The 22,128-nt window shown below is 52.7% G+C and carries 19 protein-coding genes and 1 tRNA gene; 19 read left to right on the forward strand and 1 reads right to left on the reverse strand.

From position 1 onward, the window contains the following. Positions 1–3: 3 nt before the first annotated feature. The 6 genes from VMT71_17070 to VMT71_17095 all read left to right on the forward strand — a co-directional run bounded on the left by VMT71_17070 (position 4) and on the right by VMT71_17095 (position 4,989). Complete coding sequence (locus VMT71_17070; protein HVN25682.1) at positions 4–735, forward strand: sugar phosphate nucleotidyltransferase; 732 nt, start codon at positions 4–6, stop codon at positions 733–735. 246 nt (positions 736–981) lie between these two features. Beyond that, complete coding sequence (locus VMT71_17075; GenBank protein ID HVN25683.1) at positions 982–1,437, forward strand: dTDP-4-dehydrorhamnose 3,5-epimerase family protein; 456 nt, start codon at positions 982–984, stop codon at positions 1,435–1,437. Further along, positions 1,430–2,443, forward strand: a complete 1,014-nt coding sequence (gene rfbB / locus VMT71_17080) for a dTDP-glucose 4,6-dehydratase (GenBank protein ID HVN25684.1) — start codon at positions 1,430–1,432, stop codon at positions 2,441–2,443. The genes VMT71_17075 and rfbB overlap by 8 nt, the downstream gene beginning before the upstream one ends. 153 nt (positions 2,444–2,596) lie before the next feature. Further along, entirely contained in the window at positions 2,597–3,439 is an 843-nt protein-coding gene (gene rfbD, locus VMT71_17085; protein HVN25685.1) for a dTDP-4-dehydrorhamnose reductase, read from the forward strand. Further along, on the forward strand, positions 3,436–4,152 hold the full coding sequence (locus tag VMT71_17090; GenBank protein HVN25686.1) for a UDP-2,3-diacylglucosamine diphosphatase: 717 nt from the start codon (positions 3,436–3,438) through the stop codon (positions 4,150–4,152). The genes rfbD and VMT71_17090 overlap by 4 nt, the downstream gene beginning before the upstream one ends. Positions 4,153–4,215: 63 nt before the next feature. Then, positions 4,216–4,989 carry a YdcF family protein gene (locus VMT71_17095; protein HVN25687.1) on the forward strand — a complete coding sequence of 258 codons (774 nt, stop codon included), beginning with the start codon at positions 4,216–4,218 and terminating at the stop codon, positions 4,987–4,989. Between the two features lie 196 nt (positions 4,990–5,185). Here VMT71_17095 and epmA read toward each other — a convergent pair whose 3' ends face one another. Next, entirely contained in the window at positions 5,186–6,136 is a 951-nt protein-coding gene (gene epmA, locus VMT71_17100; protein HVN25688.1) for an EF-P lysine aminoacylase EpmA, read from the reverse strand. A gap of 477 nt (positions 6,137–6,613) precedes the next feature. Here epmA and VMT71_17105 point away from each other — a divergent pair. The 13 genes from VMT71_17105 (at position 6,614) to VMT71_17165 (ending at position 21,873) form a co-directional block, all read left to right on the forward strand. Then, positions 6,614–6,707: transfer RNA gene (locus tag VMT71_17105), tRNA-Ser, on the forward strand. 216 nt (positions 6,708–6,923) lie between these two features. After that, positions 6,924–7,664: an HAD hydrolase-like protein gene (locus tag VMT71_17110; protein ID HVN25689.1), complete on the forward strand. Its 741-nt coding sequence runs from the start codon at positions 6,924–6,926 to the stop codon at positions 7,662–7,664. An 11-nt stretch (positions 7,665–7,675) separates the two neighbouring features. Beyond that, entirely contained in the window at positions 7,676–8,161 is a 486-nt protein-coding gene (locus tag VMT71_17115) for a hypothetical protein (GenBank protein ID HVN25690.1), read from the forward strand. Positions 8,162–8,257: 96 nt separating this feature from the next. Then, positions 8,258–9,046: an IclR family transcriptional regulator gene (locus VMT71_17120; protein HVN25691.1), complete on the forward strand. Its 789-nt coding sequence runs from the start codon at positions 8,258–8,260 to the stop codon at positions 9,044–9,046. Between the two features lie 309 nt (positions 9,047–9,355). Further along, positions 9,356–10,222 carry an FAD binding domain-containing protein gene (locus VMT71_17125; GenBank protein HVN25692.1) on the forward strand — a complete coding sequence of 289 codons (867 nt, stop codon included), beginning with the start codon at positions 9,356–9,358 and terminating at the stop codon, positions 10,220–10,222. Beyond that, entirely contained in the window at positions 10,219–10,689 is a 471-nt protein-coding gene (locus VMT71_17130; GenBank protein HVN25693.1) for a (2Fe-2S)-binding protein, read from the forward strand. Before VMT71_17125 ends, VMT71_17130 begins: the two co-directional genes overlap by 4 nt. Positions 10,690–10,691: 2 nt before the next feature. After that, positions 10,692–13,019, forward strand: coding sequence for a xanthine dehydrogenase family protein molybdopterin-binding subunit (locus VMT71_17135; GenBank protein ID HVN25694.1), 2,328 nt, complete (start codon positions 10,692–10,694; stop codon positions 13,017–13,019). Positions 13,020–13,069: 50 nt separating this feature from the next. After that, a complete protein-coding gene (locus VMT71_17140) occupies positions 13,070–14,716 on the forward strand; it encodes an AMP-binding protein (GenBank protein ID HVN25695.1) in 1,647 nt (548 codons plus the stop codon). Positions 14,717–14,778: 62 nt separating this feature from the next. Further along, positions 14,779–17,346 carry an FAD-dependent oxidoreductase gene (locus tag VMT71_17145; GenBank protein ID HVN25696.1) on the forward strand — a complete coding sequence of 856 codons (2,568 nt, stop codon included), beginning with the start codon at positions 14,779–14,781 and terminating at the stop codon, positions 17,344–17,346. A 154-nt stretch (positions 17,347–17,500) separates the two neighbouring features. Beyond that, on the forward strand, positions 17,501–17,899 hold the full coding sequence (locus VMT71_17150; protein HVN25697.1) for a RidA family protein: 399 nt from the start codon (positions 17,501–17,503) through the stop codon (positions 17,897–17,899). A 155-nt stretch (positions 17,900–18,054) separates the two neighbouring features. Continuing rightward, positions 18,055–20,160, forward strand: coding sequence for a ribonuclease R (gene rnr / locus VMT71_17155; GenBank protein HVN25698.1), 2,106 nt, complete (start codon positions 18,055–18,057; stop codon positions 20,158–20,160). A 3-nt stretch (positions 20,161–20,163) separates the two neighbouring features. Further along, positions 20,164–21,324, forward strand: a complete 1,161-nt coding sequence (locus VMT71_17160; protein HVN25699.1) for an MFS transporter — start codon at positions 20,164–20,166, stop codon at positions 21,322–21,324. A gap of 291 nt (positions 21,325–21,615) precedes the next feature. Further along, positions 21,616–21,873, forward strand: coding sequence for a helix-turn-helix domain-containing protein (locus VMT71_17165; GenBank protein ID HVN25700.1), 258 nt, complete (start codon positions 21,616–21,618; stop codon positions 21,871–21,873). The last annotated feature ends 255 nt before the right edge of the window (positions 21,874–22,128 follow it).

Below are 22,128 nucleotides of genomic sequence, written 5' to 3' on the forward strand. Positions count from 1 at the left end.
ATCATGAAAGGCGTTATACTTGCCGGCGGTCTCGGGACGAGGCTCTTTCCTCTTACCAAGATTACAAATAAGCATCTCCTTCCGATCTACGACAAGCCAATGATCTATTATCCAATCCAGACGCTCATCAATGCGGGGATAACGGACATTATGATAGTCACCGGCGGAAATAACGCGGGTGATTTTCTGCGGCTACTCGGCAACGGCTCGGAATTCGGACTGAAGCACATCAACTACACGTACCAGGAGGGAGAGGGAGGAATTGCAGCCGCCCTCTCCCTTGCCGAATACTTCGCAGAAGACGAACCGGTCTGCGTGGTTTTGGGCGATAACCTGATTGAGAAGAATATTGCGCGGGCAGTCAAAGCGTTTGAGAAGCAGGGCAAGGGCGCCAAGATTATTCTCAAGGAGGTGCCCGATCCGGAACGGTTTGGTGTCGCAGAGATAAAGAACGGCAAGCTTGTGACCATTGAAGAAAAACCAAAGCACCCAAAGAGCAGCCTCGCCGTGATTGGTATATATCTTTTTGACGCGGAGGTTTTTCGTATCGTCAAAACACTGAAACCCTCTGACAGGGGAGAACTGGAGATAACCGACGTAAACAATGCCTACATCAAGAAGAAGACCATGACCTGGGAAATGCTCGAGGGCTGGTGGACAGACGCAGGTACTTTCGAGTCTTTGATGAGAGCCGCAATACTCGTGTCCCAGACGGGCGCCAACAACATGGGATAAAGATCGTTTTCGGTTTACGGTTGTCAGTTTTCAGGAAGAGCAAAAAGGATTCTCTTGAATAATGGCTGATAGCGCCAAAAGAATCGCTGCGGCTGATGCTAGATACCGATTCGCATTCAAGATGAATGCCGAGGCAAGCCGAGGCTTGGGCTACGGAGGCGTACCGATGGTACGTCGAGTAAGAACAGGCCGACGGGTAACGAAGGTAGGCGCTTGAAGGCAAATCGGTATGTTTAGGAGGTGTGCATGATCGATGGTGTAGCAGTCAAGAGCCTCAAGGTCGTCCCTGACGAAAGGGGAAGATTGATGGAAATATTACGCTGCGATGAGGAGATATTCACCAAGTTCGGCCAGGTCTACATGACGACGACCTATCCTGGTGTGGTAAAGGCCTGGCATTATCATGAAAAACAGGACGATTTTATCACGTGCGTCAAAGGCATGCTCAAACTGGTCCTGTTCGACGACCGGTCGGATTCCCCGACCCGAGGCGAAATTAATGAGTTCTTCATCGGCGATCACAAGGCAACTCTGGTAAAGGTCCCCCGAAAGGTCTATCACGGCTGGAAATGCATCTCGGAACAGGAGGCTATAGTCGTGAATGCACCGACGGAACCGTACAACAGCGCACATCCCGACGAGTTTCGGCTCGATCCGCACAACAATAATATTCCATACAGGTGGGAAAGAAAAGATGGATAGAATGCACATTCTGGTAACAGGCGGCTGCGGCTTCATCGGCAGCAATTTCATCCGCTATATGCTATCCGCATATCCTCACGTCGTTACAAATATTGACAAACTCACGTACGCAGGAAATCTTGAAAACCTGAAAGGTCTTGAGAGAGAACCGCATTACCGGTTTATCAAGGGAGATATTGCCAACAGCGCAGACGTGGAGAACGCCTTCTCCGAGCATATCGACATCGTCGTTAATTTCGCGGCGGAGTCGCACGTTGACCGGAGCATTCTTGATCCGGAGGCGTTCATACGAACGAATATAAACGGGACGTACCTGCTGCTGGAAGCAGCGCGAAAAAAAGGCATAAAAAAATTTATGCAGGTCTCGACCGACGAAGTCTACGGCAGCCTTCCTGTGTCCGGCAAGTTCACCGAAGGTACGCCCCTCGCACCGAACAGCCCTTACTCTGCGTCGAAGGCGTCAGCCGACCTTCTGGTTACGGCCTACTTCAAAACGTTCGGGGTTCCAACAGTCATCACCCGCTGTTCCAATAATTACGGTCCCTACCAGTTTCCCGAGAAACTGATCCCGCTGCTCATTACGAACGCTCTACAGGACCTGGAACTGCCGGTTTACGGCGATGGCCTCAATGTCAGGGATTGGATCCATGTGGAAGACCACTGCGAAGCAATAGCGTTGGTACTGGAAAAAGGGGAACCGGGAAATGTCTACAACGTAGGAGCAGATAATGAACAGGCCAACATCGAAATAGTCAAACTGATCCTGGACATTCTCAAGAAGCCGCATTCCTTGATCAAATACGTAAAGGACCGGCCCGGTCATGATCGCAGGTACGCAATCGACAATACCAAGATACGCACGCGGCTTGGCTTCCAGCCAAGGAGAGATTTTAAAACGGGGCTCGACGAGACGGTTCGATGGTACCTGGAGAATCGCGCTTGGTGGGAGAGCATCCGGAGCGGGGATTACCTGAAATACTATGAGACGATGTATAAGAATAGATGAAAGTGAGCAGTAAGCGGTCAGCGGTAAATGAGTGACAACGACAGAGAGTGCAAGAATGAGAAGGGTAAGCGTCTATAGAGTCGGGGCTTCCCTCTGCTTGGTACGCACCGCTCACTGATTACTGCTCACTTTGGCCTTTTGAAACCGAGCATTATGAAGAAGATACTGGTAACCGGCAGCGATGGTCTCGTCGGCACAAACATCCTGCCAGCCCTCTCGAACCACTTCACAATCATTCCTCTCATTGAGGAACAGTGGGATATCCTTGACAGGAAGGCAGGGAAAGAGATTCTTCGTATCCACCGGCCTGATGTTTTTATCAACCTCGCTGCAATCACTAACGTTGACGGCTGTGAGGATGCGTCTGAACTGGCTTACCGCGTGAATGCTGAAGGAGCGGGCGTCATTGCTGAACTCTGCGCAGAACAAGGGGTCAAGCTTCTTCATTTCAGCACTGACTACGTCTTCGACGGGACGAGCAACAGACCCTACACAGAGGAGGACCCGACCAACCCTTTGTCTGTCTACGGTCGCAGCAAGCTCTCAGGAGAAAAAAAGGTTCTTGAGAATCACCCTTCGTCAGTGGTGATACGGACCGAGTGGATCTATGGCAAGGGAGGGGAGAACTTCATAACCAAGGTGACGAAGATTGCGCGTGAGAAGGGAAAGGTCGAGGTAGTTGATGACCAGACCGGAGCTCCAACATTTGCGCGCGACCTCGCAGAGCCTGTGAGGGCCCTCATAACTCTAGACAAGTCCGGCATCTACCACGTCACTAATGGTGGGGCCTGCACGTGGTTTCAATTCGCGAAGGAGATTTTCTCAATACTCCACATTGACGTGCCATGCCTGCCCGCCAGTTCTGCACAGATACAACGGAAGGCAAGGAGACCGGCATATTCCGTACTTGATTGCTCCAAACTGCAGAAAGAGACCGGCATCTCCATGCGGCCATGGCAGGAAGCGCTGAGGCAGTACCTGGCAGAACTTTCATGAAATGCATCTTTTTCGGCGACACGCACCTCGGAAGAAGGGATGCCGCGCGCCACGCATTTGTAAGAGATTTTATAGAGAAGGCGTGCACGGGGTCCGACATGGTTTTCATTCTTGGAGATCTGTTCGAGTTTTATCACGGCTATGACAACTATATTTACCCCTGGTATAGGAGCATCGTTGATGCCCTGAGAGAGCTTGCTGCTGCCGGCACAGCCGTTTACCACATCGAAGGGAATCATGAATTCGACATGGGATCATTTTTCTCTTCACATACAGGTCTGATCTGCGCGCGAAGGCTGGTTATCGAGATAGATGGAAAGAAGGTATTCATTGCGCATGGAGATGAGATGGGTGACGCCATCCTTTCAAAGATTCTCAAATCTCCCCCTACCTATAAAGTCATGAATGGACTGGGGCCCGCACTCACCTGGAGAATAGCCATGGTTTGCAGGCTCTTTCTTTCAGAGAGACGGAGAGTGTACCGCGAAAAAGTTCGCGACAGGTTCCGTGTTTATGCGAAGAACAAACTGGACGAAGGGTTCGATGCAGTGATCCTGGCGCACACGCATATGTCCGATTTCGTGGAGTACGGCACGGACAAAACAAAGAAGGTTTACCTGAACACAGGGGGGCTGATCGAAGAGCTGACCTACGGACATTACACTACGTCCGATGGGTTTTCCATACGAACCTGCAAGCCTGCAGAAGGGTGAGCATGAGAGCGACTCCGTCCTAACCCAGCGGAACCGGGAACATCCTGATGGGGTGATGCGCACGTGGACTCCTATTCCTTGAGCTTTATTTTCAAGAAGAGCGTAACGGCTTTTCTTCTGCCACCGGGTATGTTTCTCCTTCTCTTACTGCCGGCTATTTTCCTGGTCCAAAAACGACTGCGCCTTTTTCTTTTAGGCCTTTTTCTCCTGATCTACGCACTTTCGATCGAGCCCACAAAAGAATTCCTTCTCCTGCCCCTTGAAGACCGGTACCCGGTCCCCACGTGGAGCGGGATGCAACACGCGGACGCGATCGTCGCTCTCGGTGGGGGCGCCAATGAGAACGCCCCCGGTATAGACGGGAAGGGAGCCCTCTACGGCGAGAGCCTGCAGCGCGTGGTAACCGCGTATAGGCTCCAGACGACCCTGAAAAAACCTCTGATCATCGCAGGGGGTACCCTCTACGGGCAAAGACCGGAAGCGGAAATTTCAAAAGAGGTGCTCCGGCGCCTGGGAGCCCAGGAGCAGCTTTTGGTGATTGAGACGAGAAGCAAGGACACAAACGAGAATGCGCTGTTTGTGCACGACATTTGTCGTAAAAACAACTGGCGTAAGATAGTGCTCGTGACCAGCGCGTTTCATATGAGAAGATCCATGATGCTCTTCGGCAGGTTTTTTGATGACATAGTGCCCTACCCTGCTGCTTACAAGAGCGCCCGCAGAAGCTACGACTACTGGAGCTTTCTCCCCGGGGCTTCCAATCTTGAAGATGTTGCAGACGCTATGAGAGAGTATCTGGGGATCACGTACTACAAGCTCACCTTGAGATCTTCGTAGCACGTGCTTACCTAAGTCGTGGCAGTCTCAGCCATAGTCACTCCGTCGCGGGAAGAGAAATTCTAAATCCTAATGTCGAAATTCTAAACAATATCAAATGATCAAAATTGGAAACGGAATACAACACCGTTACGGGCTTGAAATACTCGGCATATGAATTTGTTTAGGATTTAGAAATTCGGTATTCTGATTTGCACTATGCGGGCCGGAATCGGCTGTAGAGTACCTCTCCTATCTCCGAGCTGTTACGAAGCACCATAAGAAGCCTGTCGACTCCCACTGAGACGCCCGTAAAGGAATCATGTACGCGAGAAAGTCCTGCGAGGAATTCCGTGTCGATCGGTAGCAGTTCCCGTCCGAGGGCAGCCCTCTTCGTATTCTCCGCACGGAATCGTGACTCCTGCTCCTCCGCATCGAAAAGCTCAGTGTACCCGTTGGCTATTTCAAACCCTTTCATGTAAAGCTCAAACCGTTCGACCGTGTATGCATCCTTCCTTCTTGCCATGCTTGAAATGTTCAGGGGCCAGTCCTCAATAAAGTAGGGTGCATCCGCCTTGATGGCCGGCTCCACTTCCTGGATAAAAAGCTTGTAGAAAAGATCCTCCCATGCCTCATCCCCTTGCACATCAAAAATCTGCTTATCGCGCATAATCCCGAAAAGTGATTGCCGGTCAAGCACCAAAGGGTTTATTCCTGTCTTTTCAAGGCACAGGTCCGCCATGATATAATGATGCCAATTCCTCTTGAAGAAGCCTTCATCAGCCGCCCCACCGTATTCAGCTACTGACTTCAGCAGATGTTCCGTGAATAGCATTGCATCCCTGTACGTGCCGGGCATGTACCATTCAAGCATGGTAAATTCAGTATTATGAACCTTCTCCAGCTCCTCTACCCTGAAGACCTTACATATCTGAAATATTTTCTGAGGCCCTTCAGCAAGCAGTTTCTTCATGCCGATCTCAGGCGAGGTGTGCAGGAAAAATGGACCCCGGTCTGCCACATACACCCTGACCGGTTCTATGTGGGCATCCGGCGCTGGATGGTTCATGAGGTTGGCTGTCTCCACTTCGAGAAAGTCCTGCGCATAAAAAAAAGCACGTATAGCTTTCAGCACCTGATGTCGGGCTTTCAGAATTTCTGAGTCCATTGTGTCTCCAGCACAGAACTGATGTGCAGCAACGATCAAACACCTATTCTTAATACATTTGAACGATAAGTCTAGAACACGCATCAGTCTTTGTAAATCACATTTACGGGAGAGAAGCGGTGTGGATAAAACTGGATAACCCGGTGGCATCCTTTTCTCCGTTCTCTAGTACTTAAGACCAAATTATACCGATTGGAATTCAAGATGAATACCGTCGCCACCCGCGAATGAAGAGTTTGGTCAATCGCGGGTGCCCGGCTAAAGCAATTGGGTGGACGGAGGCGTACCTGTCGGTACGTCAAGGAGAGCCACACAGACTCACACGCCCACTTCCAGATTTCCCTTGTCGTCTTGGGAAATCTGGTTGGCGAGCACGGCGAGCGAGAAGGGGAGGCTCCGGCAGCTATGCTGACGGAGGGGGGCGACGCGAGCCCCAATTATTGATTTTTGGGGGGTAAGCAAGTATACTCTGCCCACGGAGAGATGACCGAGAGGCCGAAGGTGCTCGCCTGCTAAGCGAGTGTACGGGCTAAAACTCGTACCCAGGGTTCAAATCCCTGTCTCTCCGCCATGCTCACTCGTCAATCCCCACGTTACAAGTTATTTTCTCCTGCCTCAGGGATTTTTTCGTTTGATCGGCTATACGATGTAGTATAGACTATCGGGCCAGGCTTACTGAGCGCATCAACGAATGGAGGCTTGAGCCGTCCGGCTCCGCGTTCTTCCGATTTCCAGCAAAGCCGGTTTCGGGGCACCAACCTCAATAATATGTGTGCGGAGGAATCTCATGGCAGCAAAAATAAAATGGGTGGGTATTGATTTCGGACAGTGTCTCATGTCGCCCTCCTCGTTGCGCAATCCGCTGATTTTCAGCGAGATAGGAAAGCTCCTTGGGAAGCAGGAGATGATACCGGTTTGGATTCACCGGATGCGCAGGCTCAAGGAAAAGTACGGCAACTACAGCGCCATAAAAGAGGGCCACCGGGACGAGATCGAAAATTACGTGCTTGATGGCGATAAGGAGGCTCATCGTATATTCAGGATAAAAGAGCAGGAATTCCTGAGCCTGCCCCCTGGCGCCGGGGAGTTTCTGGAATGGTTGAATCAAAAAGGCATCAAACCGGACGTTGTTGCGGAACTGAAGAAGACACTTGGCGCCATGGGCGCTGACATCGTTACCGGATTCCTCCTCCATCAAAAGATAATGAGCCGCTTCAGGAACCTGGTTACGCCCCAGGGCAAGGTCAACCTCGCTACCGACGAGAGGGATCCCAAATACGCGGGTACATCCAAAGAAAACGGCACACTCTACGCGCTTCTCATTGAAGATCTCGCAAGAGAAGGACTCAAACCTGAGAATTGCGTGATGATCGGGGATAAACTAAGCACGGACATTATCCCGGCAAAGGAGCGCGGATTCACAACCATACAGTATACAGGCCACATCGACATGGGTCCGTGTGCGTCCAGCGACTATTATGCCAAGGACTTTTTTGAAGTCAAAGCTATCGTGGAAAAGCTGATCTGAGGGAGGGCCCAATGGCGGACAAAAAATATGTGGTCATGAAATGGAAAGATGGATGGCAGGAGGTTGTTGCCGTCCAGGGAGACGTCATTGATTTCAGCAAGTACTATGTTGTTGAGCGGCTTGAGCAGTACGGCAGGCTCGTCCTCAACAGGCCAAAGGGCGAGGTACCGGAACTCGTTGTCATCGGCCGGAACCCCAGGCAGATAGAAAAAGTGACCCTGGTGGACGCTGACCAGCGGACACTGACGCCAAAGGACACCTATCGCGAAGGAACGCGAATGGAGTACAATTACGACCTGGCGAAGGACGGGGATGTAGTTGCGGAACTGGCGGCAAAAGTGAAAGAGGTTCTTGCCGGACGGAGAACGAGTGCGCGCGACCTCCTCTCGAAGGGTGATGCGGACATCTTAGCGATTGCAAAAGAGATTCAGGTCGTCGGGACTGAAAGCCAAGCCGACCTGGTCAACTTCATGAAACTTCTGCTTGCACGGCTGTGAATGGTACTTCTTAAAATCAATCGGCGGACGCGTGCCTAGCTAACACATCTCATCGATTGATTTTCACGATGAGAAATATTATTATTACAATCCGGTATGCGTAAGCGGGCTGCCCAACACGAACGATACGTGGTAAAGGTCCTCGAAAAGGCATTGAAGATGCTGGACCTCTACTCGCGTCACGAGAACGCCTTCACGCTTGACGACCTCACGAAAAGAACTGGTCTCGATAAATCGACCGTCTACAGGATCGTGAGGACTATGGAGAAGAACGGTTATATCAGGTACGACCAGGAGGACGGGCTCTACAGGCTGGGGCTCCGTTTTCTAGAACTGGGTGCAGTGCTTTACAGCTCCACGTCCATCAGGAAGTCGGCTGCGCCCTATCTTGACGGAGTAGCCCGTTCGCTGAAGGCCACAATACTCGTGGGCGTGATCATAGACGAGCAGTTCTTCTATATCGACAAGAGGGAAGGCGACAGCATATTAAACATCCCTTCGTATCTTGGGGCCAAGATACAGCCGGAGGACAGCTTTCTCGGGCTGACCCTGCTCGCGTTCATGGAGCCCGCCGAAAGAGACAGAATCCTCAAACTGCAGCGTGCCAAGCACCGCCGCGATCATACCTCGCGCAGCCAGGCCGGACTGAAAACAAGACTCGAAGACGCGGCTCGCAAAGGCTATTTCCTCGAGCGAGGCGAGTTCTTCGAAGGAGTGGCAGAGATCGGGGTGCCGATCAGGGGGGCTGCGAGGAATACCGTCGCCGCTCTCGGTGCCTGTGTGCAGGACTTCCGCGTGTCGGACAAAGGCCTTGTGAGCATTGTGCAAGAACTGACACACACGGCAACCCTTATTTCAAAAGAACTCGGATACCAGGGCAAATAATTCGTTAGCACCACTAATCGGAGAAAGGCCTATTCTCTGCATGGCGGCGCCCGCCGAAATCAGTCTCGTACGATGCGACGTACATTAAAAAATGCATCAAAAAATGTCTTGACAAGCCTCGATCCATTTGTTAGCATACAACATAGAATGTCACATTGTAACATATTGGGCGTCGTCGCCAATCGAACAACATTCGAAACAACGCATGGCTCTCTCGGTTGGCGCGTAAATGGGTGGAAGGTAATTTAGAAGAGCGTCCTGCCTGATTGATCCGGCGCAATACGAAGGATTAAATGAAAGGAGTATACCATGTATTATTATCGGCGATTGCCCCCTTTTGAGTATGTCGCTCCTAAAAGTATGGAAGAGGCTGCATCATTTCTTGGGAATCACCATGCCGATACCCGCGTTTCAGCGGGCGGCACCATGGTGATCCATCGTATGAAGGAACGCATCGGTGTCAGGAAGTATCTCATGAGTCTCAAAGAAATCCCCGGTCTCGACGATATAAAAACGGGGTCTGCCCAGCTGAGACTCGGAGCTATGGCGCTGCTCCAGGCAGTCGCCAAAACGACCTCGGTCAAGAAAGGATGCGGGATGCTGGCCCTGGCCTGTGCAAAGCTCGGCACGCCACAGATCCGCGCAATGGGCACGCTCGGCGGTAACCTGGCCTCTCACCTTGCAACCGCTGAAACAGTGCCGGTTCTCATAGCGCTGGATGGACAGGCGGTACTGGTCAATGCCGCGGGGAACCGCATGGTGCCCGTGGAAAATCTCTACAACGAGATCAAGGAAGGCGAATTTCTTTCAGAAATCCTGGTGCCGATTGTCAAAGGCCAGACATGGGGATACGAGAAGTTTGCGGTACGGGAGAGGTTTGATTACGCCACGGTTTCTGCGGCTGTCACTATAGTGATGACGGGTAACGTCTGTAAAGACGTGCGCATTGGTCTAGGGGGTGTGACGCTGCCCACCAGGAGGGCCGGTACTGCAGAAGACCTGTTAAAGGGTCGAGCTGTAACAGACAAGCTCATCGGTGAGGCCGCATCCGCAGCAGCAGAGGGCGCCCGTACCGGTGGTGATATTTACTTTAGCGCTGAATACAAAAAAGAACTGGTCGGGGTAATGGTCAAAAGAGCCCTCACGAAGGCTTCGGCAAAAAGGAGGACCGTATGAAACAGGAGATGACTTTTAACGTAAACGGAGAGCAGCACACCGTTAAGGTGGACATCAGGAGAACTCTTCTCGAGGTACTCAGAGAAACCCTCGGACTCACAGGAACCAAAGAGATGTGCAACAAGGGCGATTGCGGCGGCTGCACAGTCATAATGGACGGCAGGCCCATTCTCTCATGCCTCACTCTTGCTGTTGAGGCGCAGAACAAAGAAATCGTCACGATCGAAGGCGTCGCTGATGGGTACACACTCCATCCCGTTCAGCAGGCCTTCGTTGAAAAGGGCGCGATCCAGTGCGGCTACTGCACGCCGGGTTTCATCATGTCGGCCAAGGCCCTGCTGGACAGAAATCCGAATCCTACAGAGGATGAAATTAAAGAAGGCATAGCTAACAACATCTGCCGGTGCACAGGCTATGTGCAGATCATCGAGGCCATCCAGGCTGCAGCGAAAGCTGGAAGGAGGTAAGGATGAGCAGCTTAATCGGAAAAAGTTTAGCGAGAATCGGCTCTGTCGACAAGGCAATGGGCCTTTCAAAATTCACGACGGACATAGTTCTGCCGGGTATGCTGTACGCCAAGTCATTGAGAAGCCCTCACGCGCACGCGCGTATCCTCAACATCGACACCAGCAAAGCAGAAAGGATTCCCGGCGTGAAAGCGGTGGTGACAGGCATCAAGGATACTCCCAGGGGAGGCGTCTTCGGTATCATCCCTCATACCAGGGATCACGTGCTGCTCCCTTTTGACAAGGCTCGTTATATCGGTGAAGAAGTCGCAGCGGTCGCCGCTATTGACGAGGACATAGCGGAAGAGGCAATCGAGGCTATCAAAGTTGACTATGAGCCCCTTCCTTTCGTGCTCACCTGGCAGGACGCAATGAAAGAGGGAGCGCCGCTGGTCCACGAGAACCGGGTGGGGAACAGGGCTGCCCACTACCTGGTCAACGAGGGCAACATCGAGGAAGCATTCGCAAACAGTGATCTGGTCTGGGAAAAAACTTTCACCTGCGAGGTAGCAAGCCACGCTCTGCCGGAGCCCTTCACGGCGCTCTGCAGCTTTGAGCCTTCCGGCAAGTATAACTTCTGGATGCAAACACAGTGCCCTTTCCAGGTGCGCCAAGGCCTGCACAATACACTGAAAGTTCCCCTCTCCGACATCAGGCTGCACACGGTTGAGATGGGCGGCGCTCACGGCGGCCGTTCGGATACACCTCCAGGGGCCTTCATCGCAGCTCTCCTCTCGAGAAAAGCCGGCAAGCCCGTTCAGCTGAAACTTTCCCGTGAAGAAGTAGAGGATTGCATGCGGGATAAAGCCGCAAAGGTATGGACCATAAAAATAGGCTTCAAGAAGGACGGCACGATCACCGGTAGAGAAATAAACATGGTGCTTGAGTGCGGGGCCTATGCATCGAGTGCCATCGTCGAACTCTGGGTGCCGCTTCTGATAGATGAAGTGCTCTGGCGTGCTCCCAGCTACCGGTATGATGCCAAGCTCATCTACACGAATAAGACGATAAGCTCCATGATGAGGACGAGGGCTCATGTCGGGCCCATGTCGATGGACGTTGCATTTGATGAGGTAGCCGAGAAGCTCGGGCTTGACCCCATCAAGATCCGTCTGAAAAATGCGATCCTGCCCAACGAGGTCGTACCCTCGAAGGCGACAGTCACCTCTACCGGTCTCTCCGAGAGCATCGTCATGGCAGCCGAAAAATCAGGATACAAGAAAAAACTGGGCAAGATGGGGCCGAAGCGCGGCATCGGCATAGGCTCCGGCAACATGCAGTCGATGTTCTACATGGGCTTCAGAAGCGGCTCCACAGCTTTCATAAAATTCAATGACGATGGAAGCTGCACGGTATTCACCGGTAACTGCGACCTCGGCCAGGGCAACAGAACCATGCACACGCAGATCACCTCAGAGGTTACCGGAATACCGATGTCTATGATCAAGGTCTGCTACGGGGACACCGAGCTCTGCTACCAGGATCCGGGTGATTACTCCATGTCAGCCACGGTCGTATCGGCAAACGCGGTAAAGAGAGCCGCAGAGGACGCAAGACTGCGTATCCTTGAAATCGCCGGCGACCTGCTGGATGTCGCATGGGATGAGGTCGAGCTGCGGGACGACGGTAAGTACTATGTCAAGCTGCGTATCGGCAAGGGTAAAGGCGTCTCCCTGGGAGAGATCTGCAGGACAGCCTTCAAGCGTGGGAAACCCATCTACGGCTTCGGCGATTACCGGGCCCGCATCGATTATTCAGATTTCTCCGTCGATGTAAAAGAACCATACAATGAGAAAACGTACGGCATGAAAGTCACCGCCTACTCCTTCGGTACTACGGCTGTACAGGTCGAAGTCGATACAGACACAGGCGTTGTGAAAGTAACGGACATCTGGGCAGTCAACGATTGCGGCACAGTGCTTAACCCGATGCTGGTGATCGGCAACATGCACGGGCAGCTCAACTTCATGCTGGGACAGGGTCTCTACGAGGCGAATGTATGGGACATGAAGACCGGCCGGAAGCTGACCAGCGACTTCCGCACCTACAAAGTGCCGACCGCGAACGAGACGCCTCGTATCGAAACCTATTTCCTTAACATCCCTGATCCCCAGGGTCCGTACGGTGCAAAAGAGGGTTCGCTGGGTTTCGGCTGCGGCCTGCATGGAGCAATCTCCAACGCGATTTATGACGCCGTGGGTGTCAGGGCATACGACGTGCCCTTTAAACCCGAAACCATACTTAAGCTGCTCAAGGAAAAAGAGGCAAAGGGAGCGAAGAAAAAGAAGTAGATGGCGCCCGACATGGCCAGAACATAGGAGGGGCACCAGGAGGATTAGGCATGCCGTTGGGAGGCTTCACACCGTACAACAGGAAGGACGCAGAGAAATATAACAGAATGCGCTGGTGGCTGGGCATGACCTGGGGAGATGTCTTCGACAGAGCCACAGATCTTTATCCCGACAAAATCGGCTTGGTCGACGATACAGGAAGATGGACCTATGGCGAACTGCGTGCAACAGTAGACAGACTTGCCATCGGCTTTATGAAGCTGGGCATCATGCCGGGGGACAGGGTTTTCATTCAGATCCCCAACTGGCATGAATACATATACTGCTTTTTTGCCCTGCAAAAGATCGGTGCCGTTCCGGTTCTTTTGGTTCCAAGACACAACCAGATCGAAATCCGTCACCTTTATAAACTTACCGAACCGGTGGCCTGGATCCTTCCGGCACAGTACGGCAAAATCGAATACCAGCCGATCATCGATGATGTCCTTAAGGAAAGTCCGAAAATCAAGCACATCATTCAGGTCAGGGCCGACAATACCAGGTACCACAAACTGGAAAAACTTATCGCGGACGGAGAGCCGACTGAAGAGAACCTGCTTGCGCTTGAACAGCGCAGGCCCGACCCCGATCAAGTCGCCCAGATTATGCCTACAGGCGGGACAACGGGATTACCCAAGGCGAGCCCACGCACTCACAACAACTACATCAATAATGTTGAGTATCATGCGTACCGATGGGAACTCACCAGTGACGATGTGCTCATGGTGGTCACTCCCGTGGCACATGGCATGGGCCTGCACTGGGGCATTGGCGGTGCTGTTTTCAGGTACGCAAAGCTCGTTCTGCTTGACTCTGTGGCGCCGGAGGCCATCTGCGAGACAGTGCAGCGGGAGAAGGTGACCGCCATCCCGACAGTCCCCGCCCTCATCGCGAGGGTCGTGCAAATGGAGGATCTTCAAAAATATGACCTGAGTTCACTCAAGAAGATATCTGTTGGTGGCGCGCCCAGCACGCCGGAACTCGTAAAAACTGTTTATGAAAAAATCGGCTGCCAGTTCATCAACGGATTCGGTTCTGTCGAGGGCACCTGCGCCGGCACCAAGCTGGGAGACAGCATCGAACTGATCTGTGGCAGCGTCGGCACCCCGGTCTGTCCCTATGATAACCTGAAAATAGTCGATACCAACGGCAACGAAGTGGCGCAGGGCACTGACGGAGAACTCGTGTCCAAGGGTCCCGGTATATTCACCGGCTATTTCAAATCACCGGAAGAAAATGCCAATATCTTCACCACTGACGGATTCTTCAAGACAGGCGACCAGGCCCGGAAGGATGAGTACGGTAACATATGGATAACAGGCAGGATCAAGGACATCATCATCAGGGGCGGCGAAAACATCAGCGCAGTGGAAATTGAGGGGCTGATCAGTGTGCACCCTGATGTGCGGGATGTCGCGGTGGTGGGCATGCCCGATAAAATCCTGGGCGAAAGGATTTGCGCCTATATTATACCGTCTGTAGGAAAAAAACCCACTCTTCAGGAGATCGTATTGTTCCTTAAAGGACGAGGCGCATCCGTACTCCAACTGCCGGAAAGGTTGGAACTGGTCGAAGAGCTTCCTCTCACGAAGGTCGGTAAGGTTGATAAGAAGGCTTTGCGCGCAGATATTCAGAAGAAAGTTGAAGGAGAGGCGTAACCACCACCCTCAACAATAGTCGAGGCGTGTAAAAAAATAAGGAACAAAGCGAGAGGTCAATCATGAAGTATCCAAAATTGTTTTCGCCATTGGAAATAAGAGGCATGACCCTGCCCAACCGCATCATGTCCACCGCTGCTGTCACGAGACTCGCCGCAGAAGACGGCCATGTCACACAGAACATCAAGGACAGATACCAGAGACTTGCCATGGGCGGTGTCGGCTCAATAGTGGTGGAAGCCGCGGTGGTTCTTCCGTCCCGCAGTTCATTCAACCTCCGCGTGAGCGACGATCAGTTCATCGATGAGTTGAAGGATTTTGTTGCAGGTATACGCAGCGTAAACCGGGATGTAAAAATAGGGCTTCAGCTCATTCACTTCTTAAAGGTGGCCCGGACGGGTTGGCGGCAGAAAGTTGAGGACCTTAAACCGGAGGAAATAGCGGTAATACCGGAGCAATTCGCCAGCGGTGCTGTGCGGGCGAGGGCTGCGGGTTTCGACTTTGTGGAACTGCACATGGCCCACTTCACCACGCTCGCCTCGTTTCTCTCGCTCGTTAACAAACGGACCGACGAGTACGGCGGCGATTTTGAGGGAAGAGTCAAGCTGCCCACCGAAGTCGTACTCGCAACGCGCAAGGCCGCAGGAAACGATTACGCAATCGGCGCCCGAATTTTGGGCGAGGAATTTACCAAAGAGGGGAACACGCTGCTTCAGAGCGCGCGCGTAGGCCGGAGGCTTGCGTCCCTCGGGCTCGACTACATCAGCGTATCGGCAGGCGAGCGCTTCGAGGATGCCGACACGCCGCTACCGAACATGCCTCCTTTCGCCGGTACGGGCTACTCGGGCTACCGCATGAGCCCGCGCTGGTGGAACCAGGACGGGGTCCAGGTTTATCTCGCGGAAGGCGTGCGCCAGGCTGTCAGAGAGGCAGGCTACAGCACCCCCGTGGTTGCTGCAGGCAAGATACGCATGCCTGACCTCGCTGAGGAAGTGCTGTCTTCAGGAAAAGCAGATATCATCGGCATGGCCAGGACGCTCTTTGCGGATCCGGACTGGCCCGTAAAAGCCAAGGCAGGCAAGCCCGACGAGATCGTGAAGTGCGCTGCCTGCGGCTACTGCAGTGAATCCGACGAACGATATGAAACGGTGACGTGCATCGAGTGGCCCAAGGGCGAACTGAATGCCCCCTCGCCTTGGTACCTGGTCCCGCCCTGTAAGGCAGCCTGCCCTGCCGGGCTCGATATAAGGAGTTACGTTGACCTGGCAGCGCACGGCCACTACGAAAAAGCCCTGGAAGTGATAGAAGAGAAGATCCCTTTTCCCGCCACCATAGGGCGGGTCTGTCCCCACCCCTGCGAGACAAAGTGCAACCGCAAGGAGCTGGATCAATCGATCGCCATAAATGGATTGAAGCGATTCATCGCGGATGCTGTCTACGCGCGGGGGACAAGAACGGTCTCGCCCGCACCAAGGATACACAATGAGCGTGTAGCAGTGATCGGCGCGGGACCGGCAGGCCTTACCGCTGCTTTCAACCTCGCACAGATGGGGTACGGCGTTACAGTCTTCGAAGCGCTTCCTATAGCAGGCGGCATGCTGACAGTCGGTATCCCCGAGTATCGCCTTCCGCGCGATATAGTACGACGCGAGATCGACCACATCAGACATTCAGGCGTGGAAGTACGCACCAATAGCCCTGTGGAAGCAAACGGCCTGAGTCTCGAGAGCATTCAGAAAGAGTACCAAGCGGTCTTTGTGGCCACCGGAGCCCATAAGAGTCTTCCGCTCGGAATACCGGGCGAGGCTGCAAATGGACTTCTCAGCGGCACCGCGTTTCTCAAGGATATTAATCTCGGCAAAAGTGTAAACGTCGGCAAGAAGGTCGCAGTGGTGGGCGGAGGCAACGTAGCCATTGATGCGGCACGGGCAGCAAAGCGGCTCGGCTCAGATGTAACGGTCGTTTACCGGAGATCCAAGGAGGAGATGCCGGCCTATGAAGAAGAAGTGGAGGCGGCCGAGAAGGAAGGAATAAAGATCGAGTACCTCGCGATGCCTTCCAAGCTGATAGACACAAACGGCCACGTGACGGGTATGGAATGTCTCAAGACCAAGCTCGGAGCGCCTGACAAAAGCGGCCGGAGAAAACCGGAGCCTGTTGCGGGATCTGCATTCACCGTTACTGCAGACACAGTCATATCGGCCATAGGAGAAGAGCCCGATCTGGGCTTTCTCGGAGGCACCCTCAAAAAGAGCGGTACTTTCCTGAAAGCACAGCCCCACTCCTGCGAAACAGAGAAGGCGGGTGTCTTTGCGGGTGGTGACGTGGTAACCGGGCCAAGGACTGTGATCGAAGCAATCGCAGCAGGGAGAAGAGCAGCGATAGCCATCGACAGATTCCTGCGTAATGAAAAACACGAGGAAGAGCAGCTAGCTCCAAGCGTTATCGGGATGGCCGATGTGGAAGTCGCGCGTTTCAAGAAGCGTGAGAGACAGGTGATGCCTGAGGCGCAGGCTGAGGAACGAATCAAAGGTTTCAGCGAAGTGGCGGTCGGCTTCAGCGAAGGGGCAGCACTCTTTGAGGCTGACCGGTGTCTCCAGTGCGGGCTCTTTCCGAATAAGAACAGGTAGCAGCAACTACAGGTTGAGGAAAAACCGAGAAGAAAGGTTAAGGTTAAGAAAAGTAAATGCGGGGAATCAAAACAGAGCAGTCTCTTTTCTTAGCCTTCAATTAGCCTTTACCTTTACCTGTTTTATTATTTTCCTATCCTTAAAGGAGGCGGCTATGGCCAGAGAGAATTACAATGTGTTTGACGAAATGTATAAGCGTAAGAATTTCACCTGGAGCGACGCAGTTAAGAAAGGCAAGATCCTTGCCATCTCAGGCACAGTAGCAACTGACGAAAACCACAGGACGCTGTATAAGGGTGATCTCGTGGGACAGATGCGCTACATCTACGAGACGGTCAAGGGAGTACTGGAGAAAGCCGGCGGCAGCTTTGACGATGTCATCAAGACGACCGATTATATCACGCCTCAAGCCGTGCCTGACTATGTAAAGACAGCCGATATCCGTCGCGAATATTTCAAAGGCAATTACTCGGCAGCAACGGGTGTGGTAGTGCACAGCCTGCTCAGGCCCGATTGGCTGATTGAAATAGAGTTCCTTGCCGTGCTTGACTAGCAGAATCCTGTCTTCGCCGTCAAGACCGGCAACGTGCAAATTATTGATAGCGAGCCCCTGCTCGCGATATTTCTTCTGCCAACTATTTTCTTGACAGACGCTGGTCCGGCCCATATCCTATTGTCAGGATTCGCACCGGACCAGCGTACTCCCCCGTGAAAAAGCAGCGAGACGAAAGCGTTTCTCAAGACGATATTCTCCAGGTTTTCAAGAAGGAGAAGAGGCCTCTTTCTGTCGAAGACCTCAGACGCGTTCTAAATTGGCATAGATCGCAAAAAAAGCAGATCAGGAAATCACTACAGGAGCTGGTGCGTGCAGGAAAGCTCGTTCGCATCAGAGAGAACCGGTTCGGCATCCCTGATGAAATGAACCTGGAGATCGGAATCCTCTGGTGCACGAGAAGCGGGAATGGATTCGTAGTGCCCGAAAAGGCTGGACATAAAGATGTGTTCGTACCTGCCCGTTACATCAGGAATGCGATGCACGGCGACAAGGTGGTGGTCAGGGTGGAACATACCGGGCGCGAGCGCAGAGAAGGGCGCATTGTAAAAGTAGCAGAGCGGAAATCGAGAAACGTGACGGGCTTTTTGCGGGTACACAAGGAGCTCACGTTTCTGGTACCGGAAGATGAAAGACTGTCACACCATTTCCTGGTAAGAAGCCCTCTGACAAGAGGACAGATCAAGGATGGAGCCCTCGCGGCGGCCCGCATCACGCGCTTTCCGGAGGAAAACGGAGAATCTGAATGCAGGCTTGTAAAATTATTTCCCGCGCTCGACAACGTAAAAGCAATATCACAGTTCATTACGTATAAACATAATCTGCCGGGGCGATTCACGAAGCGGACGGATGCCGAAGCGAAGGTTATTGCAGGAGTCCCCGCAGAGGGTCGTCTCGATCTCCGTTCAACCACACACGTGACAATCGACGGGGAACTGGCAAAAGATTTCGACGATGCTGTCCTTGTAGACAAGGAGAGGAACAGGTTCATTCTCTACGTTTCCATTGCCGATGTCGCGCATTATGTGCGCCAGCTATCCAGCATGGACGACGAAGCCTATGCGCGCGGAACGAGCGTCTATTTCCCGGGGAGCGTTATACCCATGCTTCCCAAGGAGCTGTCCAACGGCATCTGTAGTCTCAATCCTCGCGAGGAGCGACTTACTCTCACAGCTCGCCTGCACTACGACAGTTCCGGCAATCTCCTCGAAACCTCTTTTCATAAATCGATTATCCGGAGCGCCCGTCGTCTCACGTACAGAAAGGTAGAAGATGCCCTCGTCAAAAAAGATGCGAGATCCAGAGGTGAATTAAAAGAGCTTCTTCCTGAGCTCGATCGCATGGCCGAGCTGGCTACAATGCTGAAACAGAAAAGAGAAGGAAAAGGCGGCCTCGATTTCGACCTGCCGGAGCCTGAAGTGGTCCTGGACATGGAGGGAAGCGTCACAGACATCATGAGGTCTGAACGGCTTTTTTCGCAGACCATTATCGAGGAGTTCATGATAGCAGCAAACCAGGCCGTCGCGGCCTTTATCCAAGGGCGCAAGGCTCCCTCTCTTTACAGGATTCACGAGCCTCCGGAGAGGGAAAAACTGCACGATTTCGAAAAACTCCTCCGTACCCTCTCCGTACATTACAGAAAGGATTCAAGGGGCCGTTTGCCTCTTCAGTCGATCCTTCAGCAGGTGGAGAATAAGGATTATGAGTTCCTGATCAACCGAATTCTTCTGCGCTCTATGAAACAGGCCAAATATTCGGCAGCCAACAAGGGGCACTTCGGGCTCGCACTCGATTCGTATACACACTTTACCTCCCCGATCCGGCGCTACCCTGATCTCGTCTGCCACCGCGTCTTGAAAAGCATTATTGAGGGGAGCCCACCCCCTTATCCGGAACAGGAGCTGGACAAAATGGCTACCCATCTGTCGGACCGGGAAAGAGTCGCCATGGAAGCAGAGCGGGAACTGGAAGACAGAGTGCGGGTGCTCTTCATGAAAGAAAGGGTCGGGGAAGAATACGAAGGGGTCATTTCCCACATCACGTCCTACGGCTTCTTTGTGGAACTCTTCGATGTGTTCGTCGAGGGTATCGTTCTGCTCTCAAGCCTCTATGACGACTATTACGCTTTCCAGGAGGACAAGTTCAGGCTCGTCGGCAGGAGGACACGAAAAATCTACCGGATCGGCGACCACGTGAGCGTTCGTATCACAATGGCCGACGTGGAGACAAACCGACTGCATTTTGCCCTGGCCAGGGATTAGGGCGTGTACCCACGATTCCCTTCGCTGCGCGGCAAAGGGTTCCTCTTTCTTCTCTTCATCTGGTTCATCTGGTTCATGAACTTTAATGGCAGGACCCTGTTCTCCCCTCTCCTTCCATTAATTGAACAGGAATTCGGTACCACGCACGCGCGGGCAGCAAGTATCTTCACATTCATCTCCATTGGTTACGGTTTCGCCCTCTTTTCTGCAAGCCGGGTGGCAGGCTTTCTAGGTTCGAAACGGGCCGTGCTGGGGTCGCTGACCACCGCAGGCTTGGTCTTCTTTGTGATTCCTGCAATACACAGGTTCAGCATCTTCTATCCTGTTGTCTTTGTGCTTGCTTTTGCGCTGGGCGTCTATCTCCCCACCATCATCCCGATGATCACAGAATACTATTCGGAGAAAGACTGGGGAAAAGCCATTGCGTTCCACGAATCAGCCAGTTCGCTCAGCATCTTCGGCGCGCCGTTGATTGCGCTCTTTCTCCTCTCATTCCTTTCATGGCGCCTTATTTTTATCGTTGTCGGCGGCATCTTGCTTCTCTGTGCCATGATCTTTCGGGTCGTAGCGACAGAAACGCATTCGGGCAAGATAGGCTCGGTGAACCGCGGTCTCCTGAAGAACCGATCCATCTGGATAATGGGCATTCTCTGGATCTTCTGCTCTGGATGCGTGCTTGGTCTCTATTTCGTTCTTCCGCTGTATCTCGTGAGAGAACTCGGAATGACGGTCCAGTACGCCAATTCCATCTTTGGTCTCTCCCGCTCAGGCATGGTACTGATCGCAATAGCAGCAGGGTTCTTTGTTGACCGGATCAGCTTGAAGAAGGGACTTTTTCTCATCATGCTTGCCACTGGACTCATGACAATGCTTCTCGCTACAAAGGATATCGGCTGGATCAAATCCCTTCTTTTCGTGCAGGCCACGATTTCGGGTGCATTCCCTCCTCTCGCCCTGGTGGCCATTTCCCGCATGTTCGGCCGGGAGACCCGCGGACAGGCGACAGGCGTAGTGGTCACGGTGGGGATGGTCGGGACCGGGATTATACCGCACTTGATCGGCCTCACCGGCGATCTGGTAAGTTTCCGCCTGGGCATCTTCCTCCTTGGCCTTTGCACCGTACTCGCCAGTTCTCTGGTTCTCCGGTTGAAGGACCTCCGTTGACTTTTAGGCATTTCTCAATATGTCATATGATTTTATAATGTATCTTTAAATATCTTACAATATCATATTATGAGCATTCCTTAAAAACTATTCTGCCACTGGGTGGCGTTTATACACTTTTATTAACGCTAACTTCGCATCAATAGTTCAGCACCGTACTTAATGATTCTTGCCTTTGTTCTCGGCTCACACCGTCCACGAAACTCCGCCAAAGATACACCTTTTGAAATCTTGTACTCTGACGCAAATTGGTGTTGCATTTTACAGCATGAGAGTGTATGATTTGATATCATGGATGAAGAAAGCAGGTTGCTTACCGTCAAAGAGACATGCAAGTACCTGAGAATCTCTCCCCCTACCCTTTACAGGATGCTCGAAAGACACGAACTTATCCCGGTCAAGATAGGGAAACACACTCTGTTTGAGAAGAAGGACCTTGACAGGTACATCGACGCGGCCAAGGGCCCTTTGGATAAAGCTCCGCAGCATGCAGCCAAGAAGCCGAAGAAGAAACGCAAGAGTAAGCCTCTTCCAGATAGACTGTTCTAACCCGCATCCATTCAATTTCCTGCATCCCTTGTGTTAGTACGGCCACACAGAGGTCTTTGTTGCTCGTTGGCACGTCGATTGCATTCCCAAGTCCAGGGAGAATACTGCACTTGCACTCAGCTGATAACCCCATCGCCAATCCTCACGTCGCGCTCCGCGAGGAATTCGACGACTGGGCCGTGATCTTTAATCCTGATGCCGACTTCGGATTCGCCGCTTTCGGCCTGAATCCGACCGGCGTGTGCGTGTGGAAGC

It is taken from the genome of Syntrophorhabdales bacterium (assembly GCA_035541455.1).
Classification (GTDB): domain Bacteria; phylum Desulfobacterota; class Syntrophorhabdia; order Syntrophorhabdales; family WCHB1-27; genus JADGQN01.

Coding starts and splice junctions, on each gene's coding strand:
- VMT71_17070 (HVN25682.1), top strand. CDS start 4: ATGAAAGGCGTTATACTTGCCGGCGGTCTCGGGACGAGGCTCTTTCCT.
- VMT71_17075 (HVN25683.1), top strand. CDS start 982: ATGATCGATGGTGTAGCAGTCAAGAGCCTCAAGGTCGTCCCTGACGAA.
- rfbB (HVN25684.1), top strand. CDS start 1,430: ATGGATAGAATGCACATTCTGGTAACAGGCGGCTGCGGCTTCATCGGC.
- rfbD (HVN25685.1), top strand. CDS start 2,597: ATGAAGAAGATACTGGTAACCGGCAGCGATGGTCTCGTCGGCACAAAC.
- VMT71_17090 (HVN25686.1), top strand. CDS start 3,436: ATGAAATGCATCTTTTTCGGCGACACGCACCTCGGAAGAAGGGATGCC.
- epmA (HVN25688.1), bottom strand. CDS start 6,136: ATGGACTCAGAAATTCTGAAAGCCCGACATCAGGTGCTGAAAGCTATA.
- VMT71_17110 (HVN25689.1), top strand. CDS start 6,924: ATGGCAGCAAAAATAAAATGGGTGGGTATTGATTTCGGACAGTGTCTC.
- VMT71_17115 (HVN25690.1), top strand. CDS start 7,676: ATGGCGGACAAAAAATATGTGGTCATGAAATGGAAAGATGGATGGCAG.
- VMT71_17120 (HVN25691.1), top strand. CDS start 8,258: ATGCGTAAGCGGGCTGCCCAACACGAACGATACGTGGTAAAGGTCCTC.
- VMT71_17125 (HVN25692.1), top strand. CDS start 9,356: ATGTATTATTATCGGCGATTGCCCCCTTTTGAGTATGTCGCTCCTAAA.
- VMT71_17130 (HVN25693.1), top strand. CDS start 10,219: ATGAAACAGGAGATGACTTTTAACGTAAACGGAGAGCAGCACACCGTT.
- VMT71_17135 (HVN25694.1), top strand. CDS start 10,692: ATGAGCAGCTTAATCGGAAAAAGTTTAGCGAGAATCGGCTCTGTCGAC.
- VMT71_17140 (HVN25695.1), top strand. CDS start 13,070: ATGCCGTTGGGAGGCTTCACACCGTACAACAGGAAGGACGCAGAGAAA.
- VMT71_17145 (HVN25696.1), top strand. CDS start 14,779: ATGAAGTATCCAAAATTGTTTTCGCCATTGGAAATAAGAGGCATGACC.
- VMT71_17150 (HVN25697.1), top strand. CDS start 17,501: ATGGCCAGAGAGAATTACAATGTGTTTGACGAAATGTATAAGCGTAAG.
- VMT71_17165 (HVN25700.1), top strand. CDS start 21,616: ATGGATGAAGAAAGCAGGTTGCTTACCGTCAAAGAGACATGCAAGTAC.